The sequence below is a fragment of the Hyphomonas oceanitis SCH89 genome (assembly GCF_000685295.1).
Taxonomy (GTDB): Bacteria; Pseudomonadota; Alphaproteobacteria; order Caulobacterales; family Hyphomonadaceae; genus Hyphomonas; species Hyphomonas oceanitis.
The window spans coordinates 193,785-209,439 of record NZ_ARYL01000003.1; the positions used below are offsets into that span (position 1 = coordinate 193,785).

The window sequence follows — 15,655 nt, forward strand, 5'->3', positions numbered from 1 at the left end:
CGAAAATACCCTGCAGCAGACGCTGCGGGGTATTTTTTTGCCCGGAAAGCGGCGTTTCCACACATGGGGTACTTTAAACCCCTGAAGCGGCGTGGTTTCTGTGTTTCAGAGAAGAAATCACCGGAGGATACCGAATGCCTGCAGATAGCGCTGCGCCAGCCTGGCCTGTCATGTCGATAGCGGATGCCAATGCCGCGCTTGGCGGGCCGGGTTCGCCCCTCGAGATCAAGGATGGCGAAGTCGATGGCGTGAAGCTGAAGGTTTATGTCAACGCGCCCCCGACAATCCGCTCCATCCTTGAAATGGCCGCCGCCACATGGCCCGAGCGCGATTATATCGTCTACGAAGACGAGCGCGTGACTTTCAAGGCGTTAATGCGGGCGGTTCAGCATTTCGCGAAAGTGCTGCGTGAGACCTATGGCATCCAGAAGGGCGACCGGGTTGCCATCATCATGCGCAACTATCCGCAATGGCCGGTAGCCTTCTTTGCGGCTTGCAGCATCGGCGCCATCGCGACACCGATGAACTCATGGTGGACGGGCGACGAGCTGGAGTACGGCCTCTCCTTTGCGGGCGTGAAGCTCGCCGTTGTCGACGGCCAGATCTATGAGCGCATGCGCGAGCATATGAAGAAGCTGCCGGAACTGGAGCATGTCATTATCGCCCGGGACAAGGGTGAGGATCATGCCGATCCGCGTGTGAAAGGTCTTGAGACTTATATTGGCGACGCCAATAGCTGGAGCGTGCTGGACGATATCGGCCTGCCTGCTGTCGAGATCGGTCCGGAAGACGATGCAACGATCATGTATACGTCGGGCACCACCGGAAAGCCGAAGGGCGCGTTGGCGACAAACCGTGCTGTCATTTCCAACATGTTCAATTCATCGACCTGTCAGGCGCGCATGCTGTTGCGTCGTGGCGAGGCCATTCCGGAGCCAGACCCCAACGAGCAGAAGGCGACACTTCTGGCCATTCCGTTCTTCCATGCGACCGGGTCGTTCGCGATCCTGATCCCGTCCATGCTGCGTGGTGACAAGATTGTTGCCATGTATAAGTGGGATGCTGGTGAGGCGCTGCCGATCATCGAGCGCGAGAAGATCACGGCGGTGGGCGGTGTGCCTGCCATCGCATGGCAGCTGCTGGAGCATCCTGATCGGGACAAGTTTGACTTGTCATCCATTCAGGCGATTTCCTATGGCGGTGCTCCGTCTGCGCCGGAACTGGTCAGCACGATCAAGAAGCGCTTTCCTGATGCGGCCCCCGGCAATGGCTGGGGCATGACCGAGACGTGCGCCACGGCAACGCTGAATATCGGCGAGGATTATGTGAACCGTCCTTCGAGCGCCGGCGCGCCTCCCGGCGCTGTCGAGCTCAAGATCTGTGATCCGGATGGCAACACGATGCCAGCTGGCGAGGTTGGCGAGCTATGGTGCAAGAGTCCCTCGAACTGCAAGCGCTACTGGAACCGGCCTGAAGCCACTGCGGAGACGTTCCGCGAAGGCTGGGTCGTGACGGGTGACCTGGCGCGCATTGATGAAGAGGGTTTCCTCTTCCTCGTTGACCGCGCCAAGGACATGCTGATCCGAGGTGGCGAGAACATCTATTGTATCGAGGTCGAGAGCGCACTCTATGACCATCCGGCAGTGATGGACGCGGCTGTGGTCGGCATTCCGCACAAGGTGCTGGGAGAGGAAGTTGGCGCGGTGGTGCAGCTGAAGCCGGGCAAGACGGTGACGCAGGATGAGCTGCGGGCGCATGTGGCCGGAATATTGGCGGCGTTTAAAGTGCCGGTCGAGATCCAGTTCCAGGACGAGCCGCTGCCGCGCAATGCCAATGGCAAGATCCTGAAGCCCGAACTGCGTAGCCGGTTCACGGCCCGCGCGTGAGCGAGACGCCGCCCAAGCCGGTCGCGCTCGAAGCGCGCGAGGCCGGCGAGGACGGGCGGCGCTTTTCGCCCTCGGTGGCGCGTAATCGGGAGCCGATCCGGGGCGTGTTTGCCAAGCATGTCGCGCGCGAAGGGCGTGTGCTGGAGGTTGCTTCCGGCACGGGCGAACATGGCGCCTTTCTTACCGATGAATTGACTGGTCTTGAGTGGACATATTCGGACGTGGATGCGGATAGCCGGGGGAGCCAGGCCGCGTGGGTGGCTGCGGCAACGCATGACCGGCTGCACGGGCCACTGGTGCTGGATGCAAGCCTTGCTGACTGGGGCGAGGCGGAGGCTGAGCGACCATGGGACGTCGTCGTCTCTATCAACATGGTGCACATTGCGCCGATGAGCGCCGTAGAAGGCTTGTTTGCAGGCGCGGGACGGCTGTTGAAGCCCAGCGGGAAGCTGTTCCTTTATGGGCCGTTTGGGCGCGATGGAATCATGGCGCCCTCCAATGCGCGTTTTAGCGAAGACCTCAAGCGGCGTGACCTGGAATGGGGTGTGCGAGATCTCGACATGGAGCTGTTGCCGCTCGCCTCGTTGGCTGATCTGATCCTGCAGGACATTGTGGAAATGCCCGCCAACAATCTGGCTGTTGTGTTCGAGCGGACCTGACTGAACTCTGCTGCGCTGATTGACAGGCACGGCGGCGCGGAACTTACATGAGCGACACCAGACAGACAGGTAAGCTGACATGACTTTTTCGAGACGGAATGTTCTTGGCGTCGGGGCAGGGTTATCTGCCGTCGGCCTTCTCGGCGCCTGTGCGGGTCGCGGACCTCAGTCAGGTGCGCCAGTCGAACAGCGTCGCTTGATGATCAATGGCAACATGGTCATTCCGGGCAATTCCGATGAGCCGCTGAGCGATGAGGACAAGGCGCTCATACGCGCTACGGACATTTCAGCGCTCAAGATTACGGCTGGCGGCAGCCAGGGTACATATGAAGAGACGCTGGAAGAGCTGGCGTCCTACGCGAAGGTCTTCGCGAATAATCCCGACATGTTCATGAGCATCGACTCTGTAGCGGATATCGAGACCGCGTTTGCGATGCAGCGTGTTGGCATCACTCTCGGTTTTGAGGCCTCCACGATGCATGACGGCAAGACCGAGCGAATTGCAGAGTTTGCAGGGCTCGGCGTACGTGTGATGCAGCTTTCCTATAATGTGGCTTCTCCCTTCGGTACGGGGGTGATGGTGACGGAAGTTCCAAAGGGGCTGACCGAACTTGGCCGTGAAGCAATTGCCGTCATGGAAGCAAACAGGGTGCTACTCGATCTCAGCCACTCGGACCGCGAGACGACGCTGGAAGCCATAAAGATTTCAACCCACGCTCCAGCGATCACGCATGCGGGCTGTGCTGCCGTGAATGCGCATCCGCGCAACAAGACGGATGATGTTCTTCGCGCACTTGCCGACAAAGGTGGCGTGGTTGGGCTTTATGAGCTGAGCTACCTCACACCCGAGCTGACGCAGACACCCCTCTCGGCCTATATGGCGCACCTGGAGCATGCGCTGAATACGTGCGGGGAGGACCATGTCGGGATTGGCAGCGATGCGCTGATGCTGGCGTTCGATACGAGTCCTGAGAGCAAGGCGGCGTGGGACGAGTCCATTGTTGCGCGTCGTGAAGCAGGGGTTGCGGCGCCCGGGGAGGGGCCGATGCCCTTCGTGGACGGGCTGAACGGCCCGCAGCGCATGTCTGTGATTGCCGATAAGCTCGCACTACTGGGCTATAAGTCCGGTGTGGTCGACAAGGTGATGGGGCGGAATTTCGAGCGCGTCATGAAGCAGGCGTGGGCGACAATCTAGCGGGTGGACTTTCCGGCAATCCCGTTTGAAATATGCGCCATGAAACAGATCATGAGTGTTGCTTTCGTTGCGTTGCTGGCGGCCTGCCAGACGGCGCCCGTTCAAACGCCTGCCGCTGCTGGCGCGCCTGTCGAGGCTGCCGCAGTGGTGAAGCCTTCAGCGGGCCAGCAATGGCTGTTCGGCTCCGCCGAGGCGAGCGTTATCGTGCGCCAGACATGGGAAACTATTGCGGATTATGTTGAGTCCAAGGCTGCGGAGGCGCCGACTTATGGTGTTGTGCTTACGCCAGACAGTTCGCCCGTACAGCCGGGTTTCCTCGCGTGCGAGGGCAGGCCGCTCGCGGCGGTGTTTGATGCGGATGAGACGCTGATATGGAACCTCGGCTCCATGGCGGCTTTCGAGCGCATGGGCATCGGTTTTGATCCGGCCATCTGGGACGAGTGGGAAAAGACAGGCGCAGGCAAGGCGGTGGCCATTCCCGGCGCTTTGGAGGCGCTGGCGCGCATCCGCGAGGCTGGTGTTACGGTGATCGTGAATACGAACCGTGCGGCTGAGAATGCCGCCGGGACGGAAGCGACATTGGAGGCCGCCGGCATTGGCGAGTTCTCGCACGGCTCGACGCTGTTCCTGCGTGGCGACGCGCCGGACGGGACCGGCAAGGATGGGCGTCGCATGATGATCTCGGAGAATTACTGCGTGATCGCGCTGGTCGGTGACCAGCTGGGCGATATCGCGGATCCCTTCAATGCGAAGAACCTGGGTGTGTTGGACCGGAAAGTGCTGACAGAGGCACCTGCAATTTCAGGCCTCTGGGGCAATGGCTGGTTCGTGTTGCCAAACCCGGTCTACGGTCCGTCGATCCGGGGCGACTTCGACGACATCTATCCTGAGGCAACGCACTGGGCGCCATCAGCGGCGAGCGAACTGCCCGCCGCCAACTAAGGCTTAGTTGCCGCCGCCGAACTGCTCGGTCCATGCGGCGACCTGCTCGTCCTCGATTTTTTGGAAGAGCACGTCTGGTGGCGTGATCGGCATGCCGTGGGGCAGGGCGTCCAGCAGCTTCGCGAAATCCGTATTCGGTTTGGCGCCCGGCAGGTTGCGGTGCTCTTCCGGGATGCCTAGGGCATCGAGGATTTTCTTACCAGCATCCGGGATGATCGGCAGGGCTATAATGCCGAACAGGGCCGCGAGGTTCAGGCCTGCGCGCACGCCCACGGCTGCTGCATCGACATCATTCTTGTATTTCACCCACGGCTCGGCCTTGGTGAGATATTCGTTGCCCGCAGCCCAGATGGCGCGCGTCTCGGCGGCGGCCTTGCGGAACTCCATGGCTTCATAATGTTCGATGAGGCGGGGCAGGCGTTCGGCGAGTTCAGCGGTCATCCACGCCTCGGCATCGCCCGGCTCGCCCGTAGCGGGCACCTGACCGTCGAACTTGCTTGCGGCATATTTGGTGATGCGGTTGATGAAGTTGCCAAGCACGTTAGCCAGGTCGGAGTTTACCGCCGCCTGGAAGCCTTCCCATGTGAAGGCCGCGTCGGAGCCTTCCGGTGAGTTGGCGATCAGGTACCAGCGCCAATAGTCTGACGGGAGCAGCTCCAGCGCCTGGTCCATGAAGACGCCGCGCTTGTTGCTGGTCGAGAACTTGCCGCCATACCAGGTGACCCAGTTGAACGCCTTGAGTTTGTCGACCGTCTTCCACGGCTCGCCGCTACCGAGCAGCGTGACGGGGAAACTGACCGTGTGGAAGGCGACATTGTCCTTGCCCATGAACTGGACGTATTCGGTTTCGTCGGCGCCCTTATCGGTGCGCCAGAGGGCTTCCCAGTCGCCGCCGGTGGCTTCGGCCCATTCCTGCGTGGCGGCGATATATTCGATCGGTGCATCGAACCAGACATAGAAGACCTTGTCCTCATAGCCGGGGCGAGGCGCACCGTCTTGGCCCAGCACCTTGATGCCCCACGACAGGTCGCGCGTGATTGAACGGTCGATGAGTCCTTCATCCAGCCATTTGTTGGCAATCGAGACGGCAAGGCTCGGCCAGTTGGCGCCCTTTTTGTTCACCCATGCGCGGATTTCGTCCTGCGACTTTTCCTGCAGCAGGTAGAGGTGATTGGTGTCGCGGATCTCGATATTCGTACCACCTGAGACGGCGGAATAAGGATTAATCAGGTCGACGGGGTCGAGCAGGTTTCCGCAATTGTCGCACTGGTCGCCACGCGCTTTTTCGAAGCCGCAATGGGGGCAGGTGCCTTCGACGTAGCGGTCTGGCAGGAAGCGGCCATCATCGACCGAATAGACCTGTTTCGATGTGCGTTCTTCCATCAGGCCTCGAGCCTCAATCGCCTGCGCGAAATGCTGTGTCAGGGCGTGATTGGCCGGACGGGAGGAGCGGCCGAACCAGTCAAAGGACAGGTTGAAGCCTTCCCCCGCCTTGCGCTGGATTTCGAATTGTTCGTCGCAATAGGCTTGCACGCTCATGCCCGCGGCTTGGGCGGCCAGTTCGGCGGGCGTGCCATGTTCGTCGGTGGCGCAGATATAGGTCACTTCGTGGCCCATCAGGCGCATCACGCGGGCATAGACATCTGCCGGCAGCATGGAGCCAGCGAGGTTGCCGAGGTGCTTGATGCCGTTGATATAAGGCAGGGCGGACGTAATCAGGATGCGCCGGGGTCGCGACATGAAGGTATTTCTTTCCGGTTTTGCCTTCGGGGAGGCGTGATTCGGGCTGTTTGCCCGCTGGAACGGGACTTTTAGCGCGATGGGCCGGAAAAGAAAGAAACTTGGGCGGAATTGGACAGTTGCCACTGTCGGGAATGTCGCCAATTCCAAAAAAGCCCCGGAAGGTCGTGGGACCAGTCCGGGGCAGTGTTTGGACGGAGGGGAGCGGTGAACCACCCTCCGTGCCAGCCAAATGAATGGGTATTAGAGGCCGTAGCCTGGCTGAGCCGTCAGCACGATATCTACACGTCGGGCCAGCGGTGCGTTGGTGCCGACAGGCATGGCGACATCTACCTTGGGCGAAATATCGGTGTGAACTTCACGTGCCTGGATCCCGTGGGCGTTGAACGCTTCGAGAACGGCCGCTGCGCGGGCTTGGGACAAGTCTGCGAGATCTTCGTCGTCATGGGCTTCCTCAGAGACCACTTCCGCGTTGATTTCGGTCACAGCGCACCCAGCAAGGCGCTCACTGGCCGCATTCACGGCGCGCATCGAATACGAGGACAGCATGGATTCATAGGCCGAAAAATAAACGGACATGCTGACATCTTCGCAGGACTTGGCGTGTGCTATGTCAGCCGGTTGGCTCGGCGGGGCAGCGGGCACCTCGGCAAAGGCCGGGGCCTGCATAACGGTGGCGACAGTCAAACCGGCGAGGGCGATCATCGAGCGTTTCATGGTGTATTCCTTCATGCACTCATAGTTGTTGATACTGGACCTACGCATGAAATGAGGCTGAAAGGTGCAAGCCGTTGGGCGAATGGGGCGGTTGCAAGGTGATTGCGAGAATTTGCATTCGTCAAAAAATGATAGCGCAAACAAAAATATTGGTCAGACTGCCGCAGGCCCATTGCTTTCTTTTGCTGCGGTGCAACATATGGCGCATGGACAACCGTGCGATCTACACGAGCCTCAAGACGGGCAAGCGCATTTACCTGAGGCCTATTCGGCCTCAGGACAGTCTGCGCATACGCGAAACAATCGCGAACTTGTCGGAGCGGTCACGCTATTATCGTTTCTTTTCAGGGATGAAGAAGGTGCCTGAGCCAGTGCTGGAGCGCCTGGTGGCTGTCGATGGCGTCAATCATCTTGCCTGGGGTGCGCTCGATCTTGGCGAGCATGACCTGCCCGCCATCGGTGTGATTCGTGTCGTGCGCGACCCCAAATCGGGCGTTGCGGAGCTTGCCATCGCCACCCTGGATGCGTTTCACAATACTGGCTTGGCGCGTATCCTGATGGCCGTCATCATCTGCGATTGCTTGCAGGCGGGGATTGAGACGATGCAAGCGAATGTGCTCGCGGAGAACAAGAAGGCGCGTGCGCTGTTCAAGACATTTGGGGGTGTCTGCACCCATTCAGACGGTGCTTACCTGACCTATACGCTTGATGTCGCCAAGATGGATGAGCTGATCCACGGCGTCGACATTCCCGAAGCCGTGAACGATGTTTTCCACGCTTTTGACCGTTTCAATGCCTACAAGTCTCGTTTGGCGGGCTAAGTCAGCGCGTCGCACAAACCTGACTTGCGCCCGCGCGCTGATCGAAGTAGTGAGACCCGTTCCAGCCGCCGGTTTAGCTCAGCTGGTAGAGCATCTGATTTGTAATCAGAGGGTCGGGAGTTCGAGTCTCTCAACCGGCACCACTGGACACGTTGCGGTAGGGTTACCAATGCGGTCCTTTTGGGCCGCTTTTTTTATTTGCTGTAACGAAGAGTCAAATTCCAGCGATCGGGGCGGACTGCGAAGCGCGACGTCTGTTTATGATCTCGATCCGTGGCGAAGGCGCGACAGATATTGTTCCACGTCTGGGGACGAAACTCCGCAAGATGTATGCGTTCTCACACATGCTGGCGACCAGATTATGCGCGATCAGGCGATCGGGGTGGGTAATGGATTAGCGCTTGCGTTCGTCTGCTGCGAGGCTGCACGATATTAGAGACCTGCGGGAGAATTGAATGCCCCTTCCACTTAGAGCAAGCCAGCGTCAACGCGCCCGTCGGGTGCCTCATAATTTCATTCTGGCTGGAGCAAGCCTCTTAGCTGCATGTCAGGCGCCGATGGATGCAGTTGTGCCCGAAGATACTGATGTATCGCCTAGCTTCACAATGACGCTTCATCCGACAGTCAACGCTGATGGCGAAGTGGATGCAATCGAGGTCGAGGCTGTGGTTACCGGAGGTCTGGAGCCGGGTGACGAGTCGTTCAAGCTGATGGCCCCGGTTGTCTACGTTAATGTCCAGAACATTGCTAATCGTGTTACAGACCTAAAGGTCACCGATGTTGAGGGAGATGTCTCATTTACAATAGAGGATGATGAACCGGTCCCCGGTGGATATCCGTATTTCCGTCATTGGACAGCGGAGCGTCCCGTCGAATTTCCGGTCCAGATCAGCTATCGCGCGCTTGTGCAGCCAGAAGGTGGTCCGCGCGGACCTGCCTTTGGCATTCGTCCTTCAGCAGGCGGTATCAGTGGTGCGGGGGCCGGGTTCATGCTCGTGCCGGAAAATGCCGCGTCTCAAAATTCTACGCTCGACTGGGACCTGACAGCATTCGAGAAGCCCTCAGTTGGCGTGACGACGTTTGGGGAAGGAGCGGTGAAGGTGCCGGGCCCCCCCTATAATGTCATGCAGGGGTGGATAATGGCCGGCCCCGCCGAACATTATCCTCGGGTCGACACCGACAGTAAATTTCACGCCTATTGGCTCGGTGATTTCCCGTTCGATGAGCGTGCCGCAATGGCCTTCACCAGCGAGATGTACTCCTACTTTGATACCTATTTCGATCATCTGGATCCTGCGCCTGATTATCGCGTTTTCATGCGCTTGCTGGATACACCGCCTTATGGTGGCGGGACTGCACTCGCAAATTCCTTCATGCTGTCGCGAGGTCCTCTCGGAAAGGATGAGGTGTATGGTGAAAGCCCCAAGAGCACCTTTGTGCATGAGCTTCTACACCAATGGACCGGGTCGCTCAGCGGTGGTCCGATTGATACAAACTGGTTCTCTGAAGGGCTCACTACGTATTTCGAGTATACGCTCCCATTCAGGGCGGGACATATTTCGGTTGAGGAATATGTGGATGGCCTGAATGAGCTGAGCCGCAAATACTACACAGGTAGAGCGCGAGACTGGCCAATTAGCGACATAAAGAAAGTGGGATTCGGAGATGATGACATCCGTCATGTGCCGTACCAGCGCGGGGCGCTTTATTTTGCTGATCTTGATTCCCGGTTGCGCAAGGGGTCGGGAAGCCAATACGGCCTGCATCATTTTCTGAGCCCCCTTCTTAAGGCGCGCGAGTCTGGCGAACTGGACTTGACGACAGAGGCCTGGAGCAAAGCCGTTTCCGACGTACTCGGGGATGACGAGTTGGCATTCGTTCGATCACTTCATACTGACGGCGAGACGTTTTTCCCAGCACCGGACAGCTTCGGTCGCTGCGTCATAGGCGAGCGAACCGTGCTCGAACGCAACGGCGAGAGCTTTGAAGGTATGCGTTGGGTTCCAGTGCCGGGCATGGCGCCGGAATCCTGCTTTCATGACGACTAAAGCCAGAGCTATCCTGCGCCAATGTTTGTCGCCAGCTTAGCCATAGCAAGATCATTTATGCGCGTACTGGGGGCTGGGCACCCGGCTTTGCATAAATTTTCTCTGGGCCGGACCTATTGTCAGATCGAACGACCCTGAGAGGGCGTCTGTTTACGACCTTGAATTGGTGGGTCGCAGTATAAGGTCAGTAGCTTTGAGCGGAATCAACAACACCTTCGCTGAGGGCACCCAGATAAGCTATGCTCACTGGGTGCGCGATGCGATTACGCTGATGCGTTCCGGTAAGCCGGGACAAGTCAGCTTGTTTGAAAGTTCGGTTCCGGAGCCATCGACCATGCTGGCCGAAACGACGCTGCGCGCCTTCCGCTCAGGTCCGCCCGTGAGCTTCACCAGTGTATTCATGCGCAGCCATCCCGATATCGTCTCTCACCTTGCCGCTAGATACCAGGTACGTGCGGGAAACATTCGTTGCACAACCGGCGCTACGACGGCCGTCTCGCTGGCATATGGCGCGTTGCTGTCGTCCGGCGACATGGTGCTGATTGAGCAGCCTGGGTTTGATATATTTGCAAATTGTGCACGGGATGCCGGTCTGGAGTTTGACTTTTTCCAGCGGCGAGCACCTCGCTTCGAGGTCATTATCAATGACGTCCTTGAAGCGCTGACGCCCAAGACGCGTATGGTTGTGCTCAGCAACTTACATAATCCAAGTGGCGTGCTCGTCGACATGGAGGTTCTGGCGGCATTGGCAGAAGCCCTGGACGACAGGAACGTCTTGCTCCTGATAGATGAGGTATATCAGGATTATGCTGGCATAGGTGCTGCGGGGCTGGATGTTGAGCGCTATCCCAATGTTATTCGTATTGGTAGCATGACGAAGACGTTCGGCCTGAATGCGTTGCGATGCGGCTGGATGTTCGCCAGCGGCGACGTCATGAGCCGCCTCAGAGCCCATTGCGACCGTGTGGATTTTGGCGTTTCAAAGCTTGCCCACTGTGTCGCTGCAGAAGTACTGGCAAACGCGCATGAATATGACACATGGCGCGATTCCATTATGGAAGCCTCGTTGCCGGTTGCCGAAGTAGAATTGCAGGGCATGGTTGATCGCGGGCTCCTAGAGCTTGAGCTTCCCTTGACAGGGTGCACATGTTTTCCGCGGGTCGTCGGCGTGCAGGATACACGTGCGCTGTCGCGTTGGCTGATCGCGCGCCATGGGGTTGTCGTCGTTCCTGGCGAATGCTTTGGAATGGCTGGGCATATACGTATCGGAGTCGCGCTTAACGCCGACAAACTGAAGAATGGACTTGAGCGCCTGGCTGCCGGCTTGCAGGAATACGGCGAGCACATTGAAGCCGCAGAAGGACCTGTCGGGCAAACCATAAATGCCAAATAACGAACCGCCAAAAGACGGGCTTCGGCGTGATATCGGTGTAACTGGTATTGTCGCTCTGGGGCTGGGAACAGCTGTCGGGGTATCGGTGTATTCCGTGCTCGCGCCCGCAACGCAGCTTGCTGGCGTGGCGATGATTGTTTCCATGCTGCTCGCCATGGTTCCTATGCTGGTCTACGCCATAATCTATGCTTTCATGGGGGCGGCGGTGCCCGTCACGGGGGCGTCCTACGAATGGCCACGCCGCTTCGTTCACCCTTTTCTGGGCTTTATCATTAGCTGGCTTCGCATAGCTGGCAGTACCTCAGCTGTCATTGTGCTGACCATGGTCCTTGTTTCCTATGTTGGCACATTCGTGGCCTTGCCCCTGAAGCTGACCATGTTCGGCCTTCTGGTTTTTGTTCTCATCGTAAACTTGCTTGGGGTATCTGCAGCGGCAAAGAGCCAAGGCGTGATGCTCGCGATCCTTTTGGGTACATGCGCCTTGTTTGTGTTTGGCAGTATGCCTTCCATTGAGGCATCCAAATTTACCCCTTTCGCAACTCATGGCATAGCGGGGATCTTTGCGGCGGTGCCATTGCTTATTTCCTTGTTCCTGGGAATCGAAAGCGCTACGGAAGTGGGCGGCGAGGTCAAAAATCCGGCCAGGTCCATTCCCCTTGGCATCTCGATTTCTATCGTCCTGACGGCGGTGGTCTATCTGGCTGTCGCGATGGCTGCGCTGGGTGTGCTGGGGCCGGAAAAGCTGGGCGCATCGTCTGCGCCGCTGCTCGACGCGGGTGTGGCTGCTTTCGGGCCTGCGGGGCGCTACCTGATTGTGGCGAGCGCGGTCGTCGCGATCGGTAGTTCGATCAACGCCACCTTCATTATCATGTCGCGCTTTCTTTATGCCATGGCGAGAGAGGGGATGCTGCCCTCAGCCCTTGGAAAGGTTTCCGGCAAACATGATGTGCCGTTAGCGGCAATCCTCTGCGCTTTCGTGATGTGCTGTGTAGGACTGTTTCTGCCGAGTAACCTGGTTTTCCTTTTTCTCGCCGTGAATATCCCAACCATCCTCAAATATTGCGCAACTTGCGCTGCAGCGGTCGGATTGGTGAGGATGCGTCCTGATCTTTACGAGGCGGCTGGTTTTCGTCCTTCAAGGAGGGTGATTTATGCCTTGGCGATGGCTGGCGTAGGTCTGGGCATATTGATCATCATTGCTGGCTGGACAGCCGATTGGCGTCCTTATGCCTTGTTAGGCGCTTGGGCGACTGTTGGTTGTCTCTATTACTTGGTGATGCGCCGCCGCTGACAGAAGAAAGCCGCGCAGACAGCATAAATGGCGGGTGGATGATATATTCTCCGGGGATTGTCTGGAGAATAATTGTTGCTGTGTTCCCGATGGGACGGTCTCAAATAGGATAAAAAATCCGTCACACTCTTCCTAGCGTGTTGTCAGTCTGGAAGTTGGCGAACGCGCGGGTGCAGGGCCGATGGACATTTGAACATAAGGGGTTCGAGATGAAGAATGATTTGCTGTTGAAAAGCTTGCTTGGCACATGCGCGATGGTAGCGCTCGTCCCAGCGATTGCCTCGGCGCCTGCCTATGCTCAGGAGCAGGACGCAGAAACTGTGTCGGCACCTGTCGCCGAAGACGAAACGGCCACATTGCAAACTGTCGTGATTACCGGTTCGAGGATTCGTCGCGAAGTAGCGTCGACTTCGGCGCCGGTCACGACGTTGAGCAATGATGTCTTTGCCGAGCGTGGTCTAACTAGCGCAGCAGACGCCCTGAACCAGATCACGTCCCTCGTTCCCCAATTCAACCAAGCTGCTGGCGATGGCACAAGCAGCGGCGACGGACAGCAATATGCAGAACTGTTCGGTCTGGGCGCCGGGCGCACACTGACGCTCGTCAATGGCCGCCGCTTTGTTACGACCTCCAGTGGCCTGGGTGATGCGCAGGTTGATGCAAACATCATCCCAACCGGATTGATTGACCGCATCGAAGTTGTGCAGGCCGGGGGCGCGGCCGTGTATGGCTCGGATGCGATTGCCGGTGTGGTAAACTATATCCTCAAGGATGATTTCGAAGGTGTCGAACTCGACCTGCAATATGGGGACACCGAGCAAAGCAACTATGAGCAGACATCCTGGCGCCTCACAGCCGGGAGCAATTTCGACAATGATCGCGGCAACGTAGCGGTGAACGTCGAAGGCTCCAGCTCGCCCATCGCGCGTTTCTCCGATTTCCCAGCTTCTAACCGGTCGCGCATCACATCGGGAAATCCTGATGATACCGGACCGGATGATGGCATTCCGTCGCTTACCGAAGTCATGCCGGCCTATTTTTGGAATTTCAACGGTAACGGTACTATCTACAACGCGCCCGCCCCGCCGCCTTTCCTCCAGACGACGCTTAATGGCTCGCCGATTCAGTTTTCACCTGACGGGTCGATCATTCCGTACAATCCGGGCAACATTATCGGCATTCCTTTTGCCGAAGGTGGTGACGGCACGCGCTATAGCGATCTGGCCGGCCTGCGAACAGGTGTTGATCGCCTTAGCGCGAATGTCATCGGTCACTATGATCTTGCGCCGAACCTTAGACTAAATGCAGAGCTGCTCTACTCGAACACTGAAGCGGAGAGCATTCCGCAAGGCTACGCGCGTACCGTGCTGAACCAGACAGATCCAGCTCTGGGTGCGATCATGTTCACGGCGAGCAATCCATACCTGACCGACGACGCTATCGCGTCGCTCTCCGCCGCCAATCCCGGCTTCGCTTTCGGTGCGCCGCTCTGGCTGTCACGTCACTTCTATGACGACCTGTTCCCAAGCAACATTCAGAAAAACGAGACAGAAACCTGGCGTGCCCAGCTCGGTCTCGATGGCAATTTCGACGCCGCTGACCGTAATTTCTACTGGTCCGTCTCCGGCAGCTATGCCGAGGTCAGCGGCTCCCAGCGCGTGTGGGATGCCAACGTCTCCAAATTCAACGCAGCGGTCCGTGCTGTGGATGATGGTACTGGCAATATCGTTTGCGCCATCAACGCTGATGCGGATGCAACCAATGATGACCCGTCCTGCGCTCCCCTGAATCCGTTTGGTGCTGGCAACATCAGTGAGGCTGCGTCACAATATGTTTCAGTTATGTCTGGTCAGGATTATGAGAACACCCAGTTCGATTTCCTGGCAACGATTGGCACAGAAGTGTACCAACTGCCTGCTGGTGCTATCGACATGGTGCTTGCCTATGAGACGCGTCGTGAAGAGGCGAGCTTCACCCCACTCGAAGCCAATCAGCTGGGTCTGATTGGTACGGGAACTCTGGAAGTGCCGACTTCAGGCGATTATGACACGAACGAATTCTCGGCCGAGGTTCTCGTGCCGATCTTCGGCGGCGAGGTCACGCTTCCATTCGTACAGGAATTCGACATCAACGGTACTTACCGCTTTGTCGATAATTCAATCGCCGGTGAAGAAACGGTCTGGAGCCTGGGCAGCCGCTGGGAAGTTGTTGATGGTGTCACTCTGCGTGCAACGCAAAGCCGGAATTTCCGTGCACCAACGCTGAACCAGTTGTTTGCGCCGTCGACCACTGTTGTTGGCAATTCAGGTTTTGACCCATGTGATGCTGACCGTATCGATGCCGGTCCAAACCCTGCTGTGCGGCGTGCAAATTGTGAGGCCGAATGGGCCGCCAATCCTCAATATGGCGCCCTTGCTGGCTTCCAGGACCCGGCTGAGAACTTCTCTGTCACTACGATTGAGACAGGTGGTAATGCGAACCTCCGGAACGAAGTATCCGATACGACCACTTATGGTGTTGTGTTTGACAACTTCGTCGTGCCTGGCCTCACGGTTTCGGTTGACCGGATCGAGATTGAGCTGACCGATGGTCTGTCAGCCTTTACGACGGAAGACTTCATGGCTGCCTGCTACGACAGCGCCTCGCCTTCGGATGCTGTTTGCTCTGCCTTCACACGCCTTCAGACAGCCGACGGAACCAACCCTGCGGGTACTGTGGCGACGGGTCGTACAACGACCTTCAACGCGGGACAGATCAACTTCAAGGGTGAAGTCTACTACGCCAACTACGGCTTCGATCTCAAAGATGTCGCAGCTGCGTTGACGGGTGACATTACTCTTGGCTTCGAAGCTACCCACGTTTCGGAACTCAGCACATCCGTCACGGGCACCACATTCAATCGTACAGATGACACGGTCGAGAGTCCTGATTGTGTTCCCCGTCAGCGACCATGAGACAGATCG

At 57.9% G+C, this 15,655-nt stretch carries 11 protein-coding genes and 1 tRNA gene; 10 read left to right on the forward strand and 2 right to left on the reverse strand.

Annotation, left to right across the window (positions count from 1 at the left end; genetic code table 11):
• Window positions 1-134 precede the first annotated feature (134 nt).
• The 4 genes from HOC_RS03745 (at window position 135) to HOC_RS03760 (ending at window position 4,682) form a co-directional block, all read left to right on the forward strand.
• A complete protein-coding gene (locus tag HOC_RS03745) occupies window positions 135-1,886 on the forward strand; it encodes a class I adenylate-forming enzyme family protein (protein WP_035535928.1) in 1,752 nt (583 codons plus the stop codon).
• Entirely contained in the window at window positions 1,883-2,545 is a 663-nt protein-coding gene (locus HOC_RS03750) for a DUF938 domain-containing protein (protein WP_035535929.1), read from the forward strand. Before HOC_RS03745 ends, HOC_RS03750 begins: the two co-directional genes overlap by 4 nt.
• A 79-nt stretch (window positions 2,546-2,624) precedes the next feature.
• A complete protein-coding gene (locus HOC_RS03755; RefSeq protein ID WP_084146117.1) occupies window positions 2,625-3,740 on the forward strand; it encodes a dipeptidase in 1,116 nt (371 codons plus the stop codon).
• A 39-nt stretch (window positions 3,741-3,779) separates the two neighbouring features.
• Window positions 3,780-4,682 carry a 5'-nucleotidase, lipoprotein e(P4) family gene (locus tag HOC_RS03760; protein WP_035535930.1) on the forward strand — a complete coding sequence of 301 codons (903 nt, stop codon included), beginning with the start codon at window positions 3,780-3,782 and terminating at the stop codon, window positions 4,680-4,682.
• Window positions 4,683-4,685: 3 nt separating this feature from the next.
• On the opposite strand, the gene metG is transcribed toward HOC_RS03760, so the two are convergent.
• Window positions 4,686-6,422: a methionine--tRNA ligase gene (gene metG, locus HOC_RS03765; RefSeq protein ID WP_035535931.1), complete on the reverse strand. Its 1,737-nt coding sequence runs from the start codon at window positions 6,420-6,422 to the stop codon at window positions 4,686-4,688.
• 243 nt (window positions 6,423-6,665) lie between these two features.
• Window positions 6,666-7,139, reverse strand: coding sequence for an OmpA family protein (locus HOC_RS03770; protein ID WP_156950367.1), 474 nt, complete (start codon window positions 7,137-7,139; stop codon window positions 6,666-6,668).
• Between the two features lie 74 nt (window positions 7,140-7,213).
• Between HOC_RS03770 and HOC_RS03775 the strand changes: the two genes are divergently transcribed.
• The 6 genes from HOC_RS03775 (at window position 7,214) to HOC_RS03800 (ending at window position 15,646) form a co-directional block, all read left to right on the forward strand.
• On the forward strand, window positions 7,214-7,960 hold the full coding sequence (locus HOC_RS03775) for a GNAT family N-acetyltransferase (RefSeq protein WP_156950368.1): 747 nt from the start codon (window positions 7,214-7,216) through the stop codon (window positions 7,958-7,960).
• Window positions 7,961-8,027: 67 nt separating this feature from the next.
• Window positions 8,028-8,103: transfer RNA gene (locus tag HOC_RS03780), tRNA-Thr, on the forward strand.
• A gap of 312 nt (window positions 8,104-8,415) precedes the next feature.
• Window positions 8,416-10,008: a M61 family metallopeptidase gene (locus tag HOC_RS03785; RefSeq protein ID WP_084146118.1), complete on the forward strand. Its 1,593-nt coding sequence runs from the start codon at window positions 8,416-8,418 to the stop codon at window positions 10,006-10,008.
• Between the two features lie 193 nt (window positions 10,009-10,201).
• Window positions 10,202-11,401 carry a pyridoxal phosphate-dependent aminotransferase gene (locus tag HOC_RS03790; protein ID WP_051624495.1) on the forward strand — a complete coding sequence of 400 codons (1,200 nt, stop codon included), beginning with the start codon at window positions 10,202-10,204 and terminating at the stop codon, window positions 11,399-11,401.
• Window positions 11,391-12,692: an APC family permease gene (locus HOC_RS03795; RefSeq protein ID WP_035535934.1), complete on the forward strand. Its 1,302-nt coding sequence runs from the start codon at window positions 11,391-11,393 to the stop codon at window positions 12,690-12,692. The genes HOC_RS03790 and HOC_RS03795 overlap by 11 nt, the downstream gene beginning before the upstream one ends.
• Window positions 12,693-12,901: 209 nt before the next feature.
• Window positions 12,902-15,646, forward strand: a complete 2,745-nt coding sequence (locus HOC_RS03800) for a TonB-dependent receptor (protein ID WP_084146119.1) — start codon at window positions 12,902-12,904, stop codon at window positions 15,644-15,646.
• Window positions 15,647-15,655: the final 9 nt, after the last annotated feature.

Coding starts and splice junctions, on each gene's coding strand:
- HOC_RS03745 (WP_035535928.1), top strand. CDS start 135: ATGCCTGCAGATAGCGCTGCGCCAGCCTGGCCTGTCATGTCGATAGCG.
- HOC_RS03755 (WP_084146117.1), top strand. CDS start 2,625: ATGACTTTTTCGAGACGGAATGTTCTTGGCGTCGGGGCAGGGTTATCT.
- HOC_RS03760 (WP_035535930.1), top strand. CDS start 3,780: ATGAAACAGATCATGAGTGTTGCTTTCGTTGCGTTGCTGGCGGCCTGC.
- metG (WP_035535931.1), bottom strand. CDS start 6,422: ATGTCGCGACCCCGGCGCATCCTGATTACGTCCGCCCTGCCTTATATC.
- HOC_RS03770 (WP_156950367.1), bottom strand. CDS start 7,139: ATGAAACGCTCGATGATCGCCCTCGCCGGTTTGACTGTCGCCACCGTT.
- HOC_RS03785 (WP_084146118.1), top strand. CDS start 8,416: ATGCCCCTTCCACTTAGAGCAAGCCAGCGTCAACGCGCCCGTCGGGTG.
- HOC_RS03795 (WP_035535934.1), top strand. CDS start 11,391: ATGCCAAATAACGAACCGCCAAAAGACGGGCTTCGGCGTGATATCGGT.
- HOC_RS03800 (WP_084146119.1), top strand. CDS start 12,902: ATGAAGAATGATTTGCTGTTGAAAAGCTTGCTTGGCACATGCGCGATG.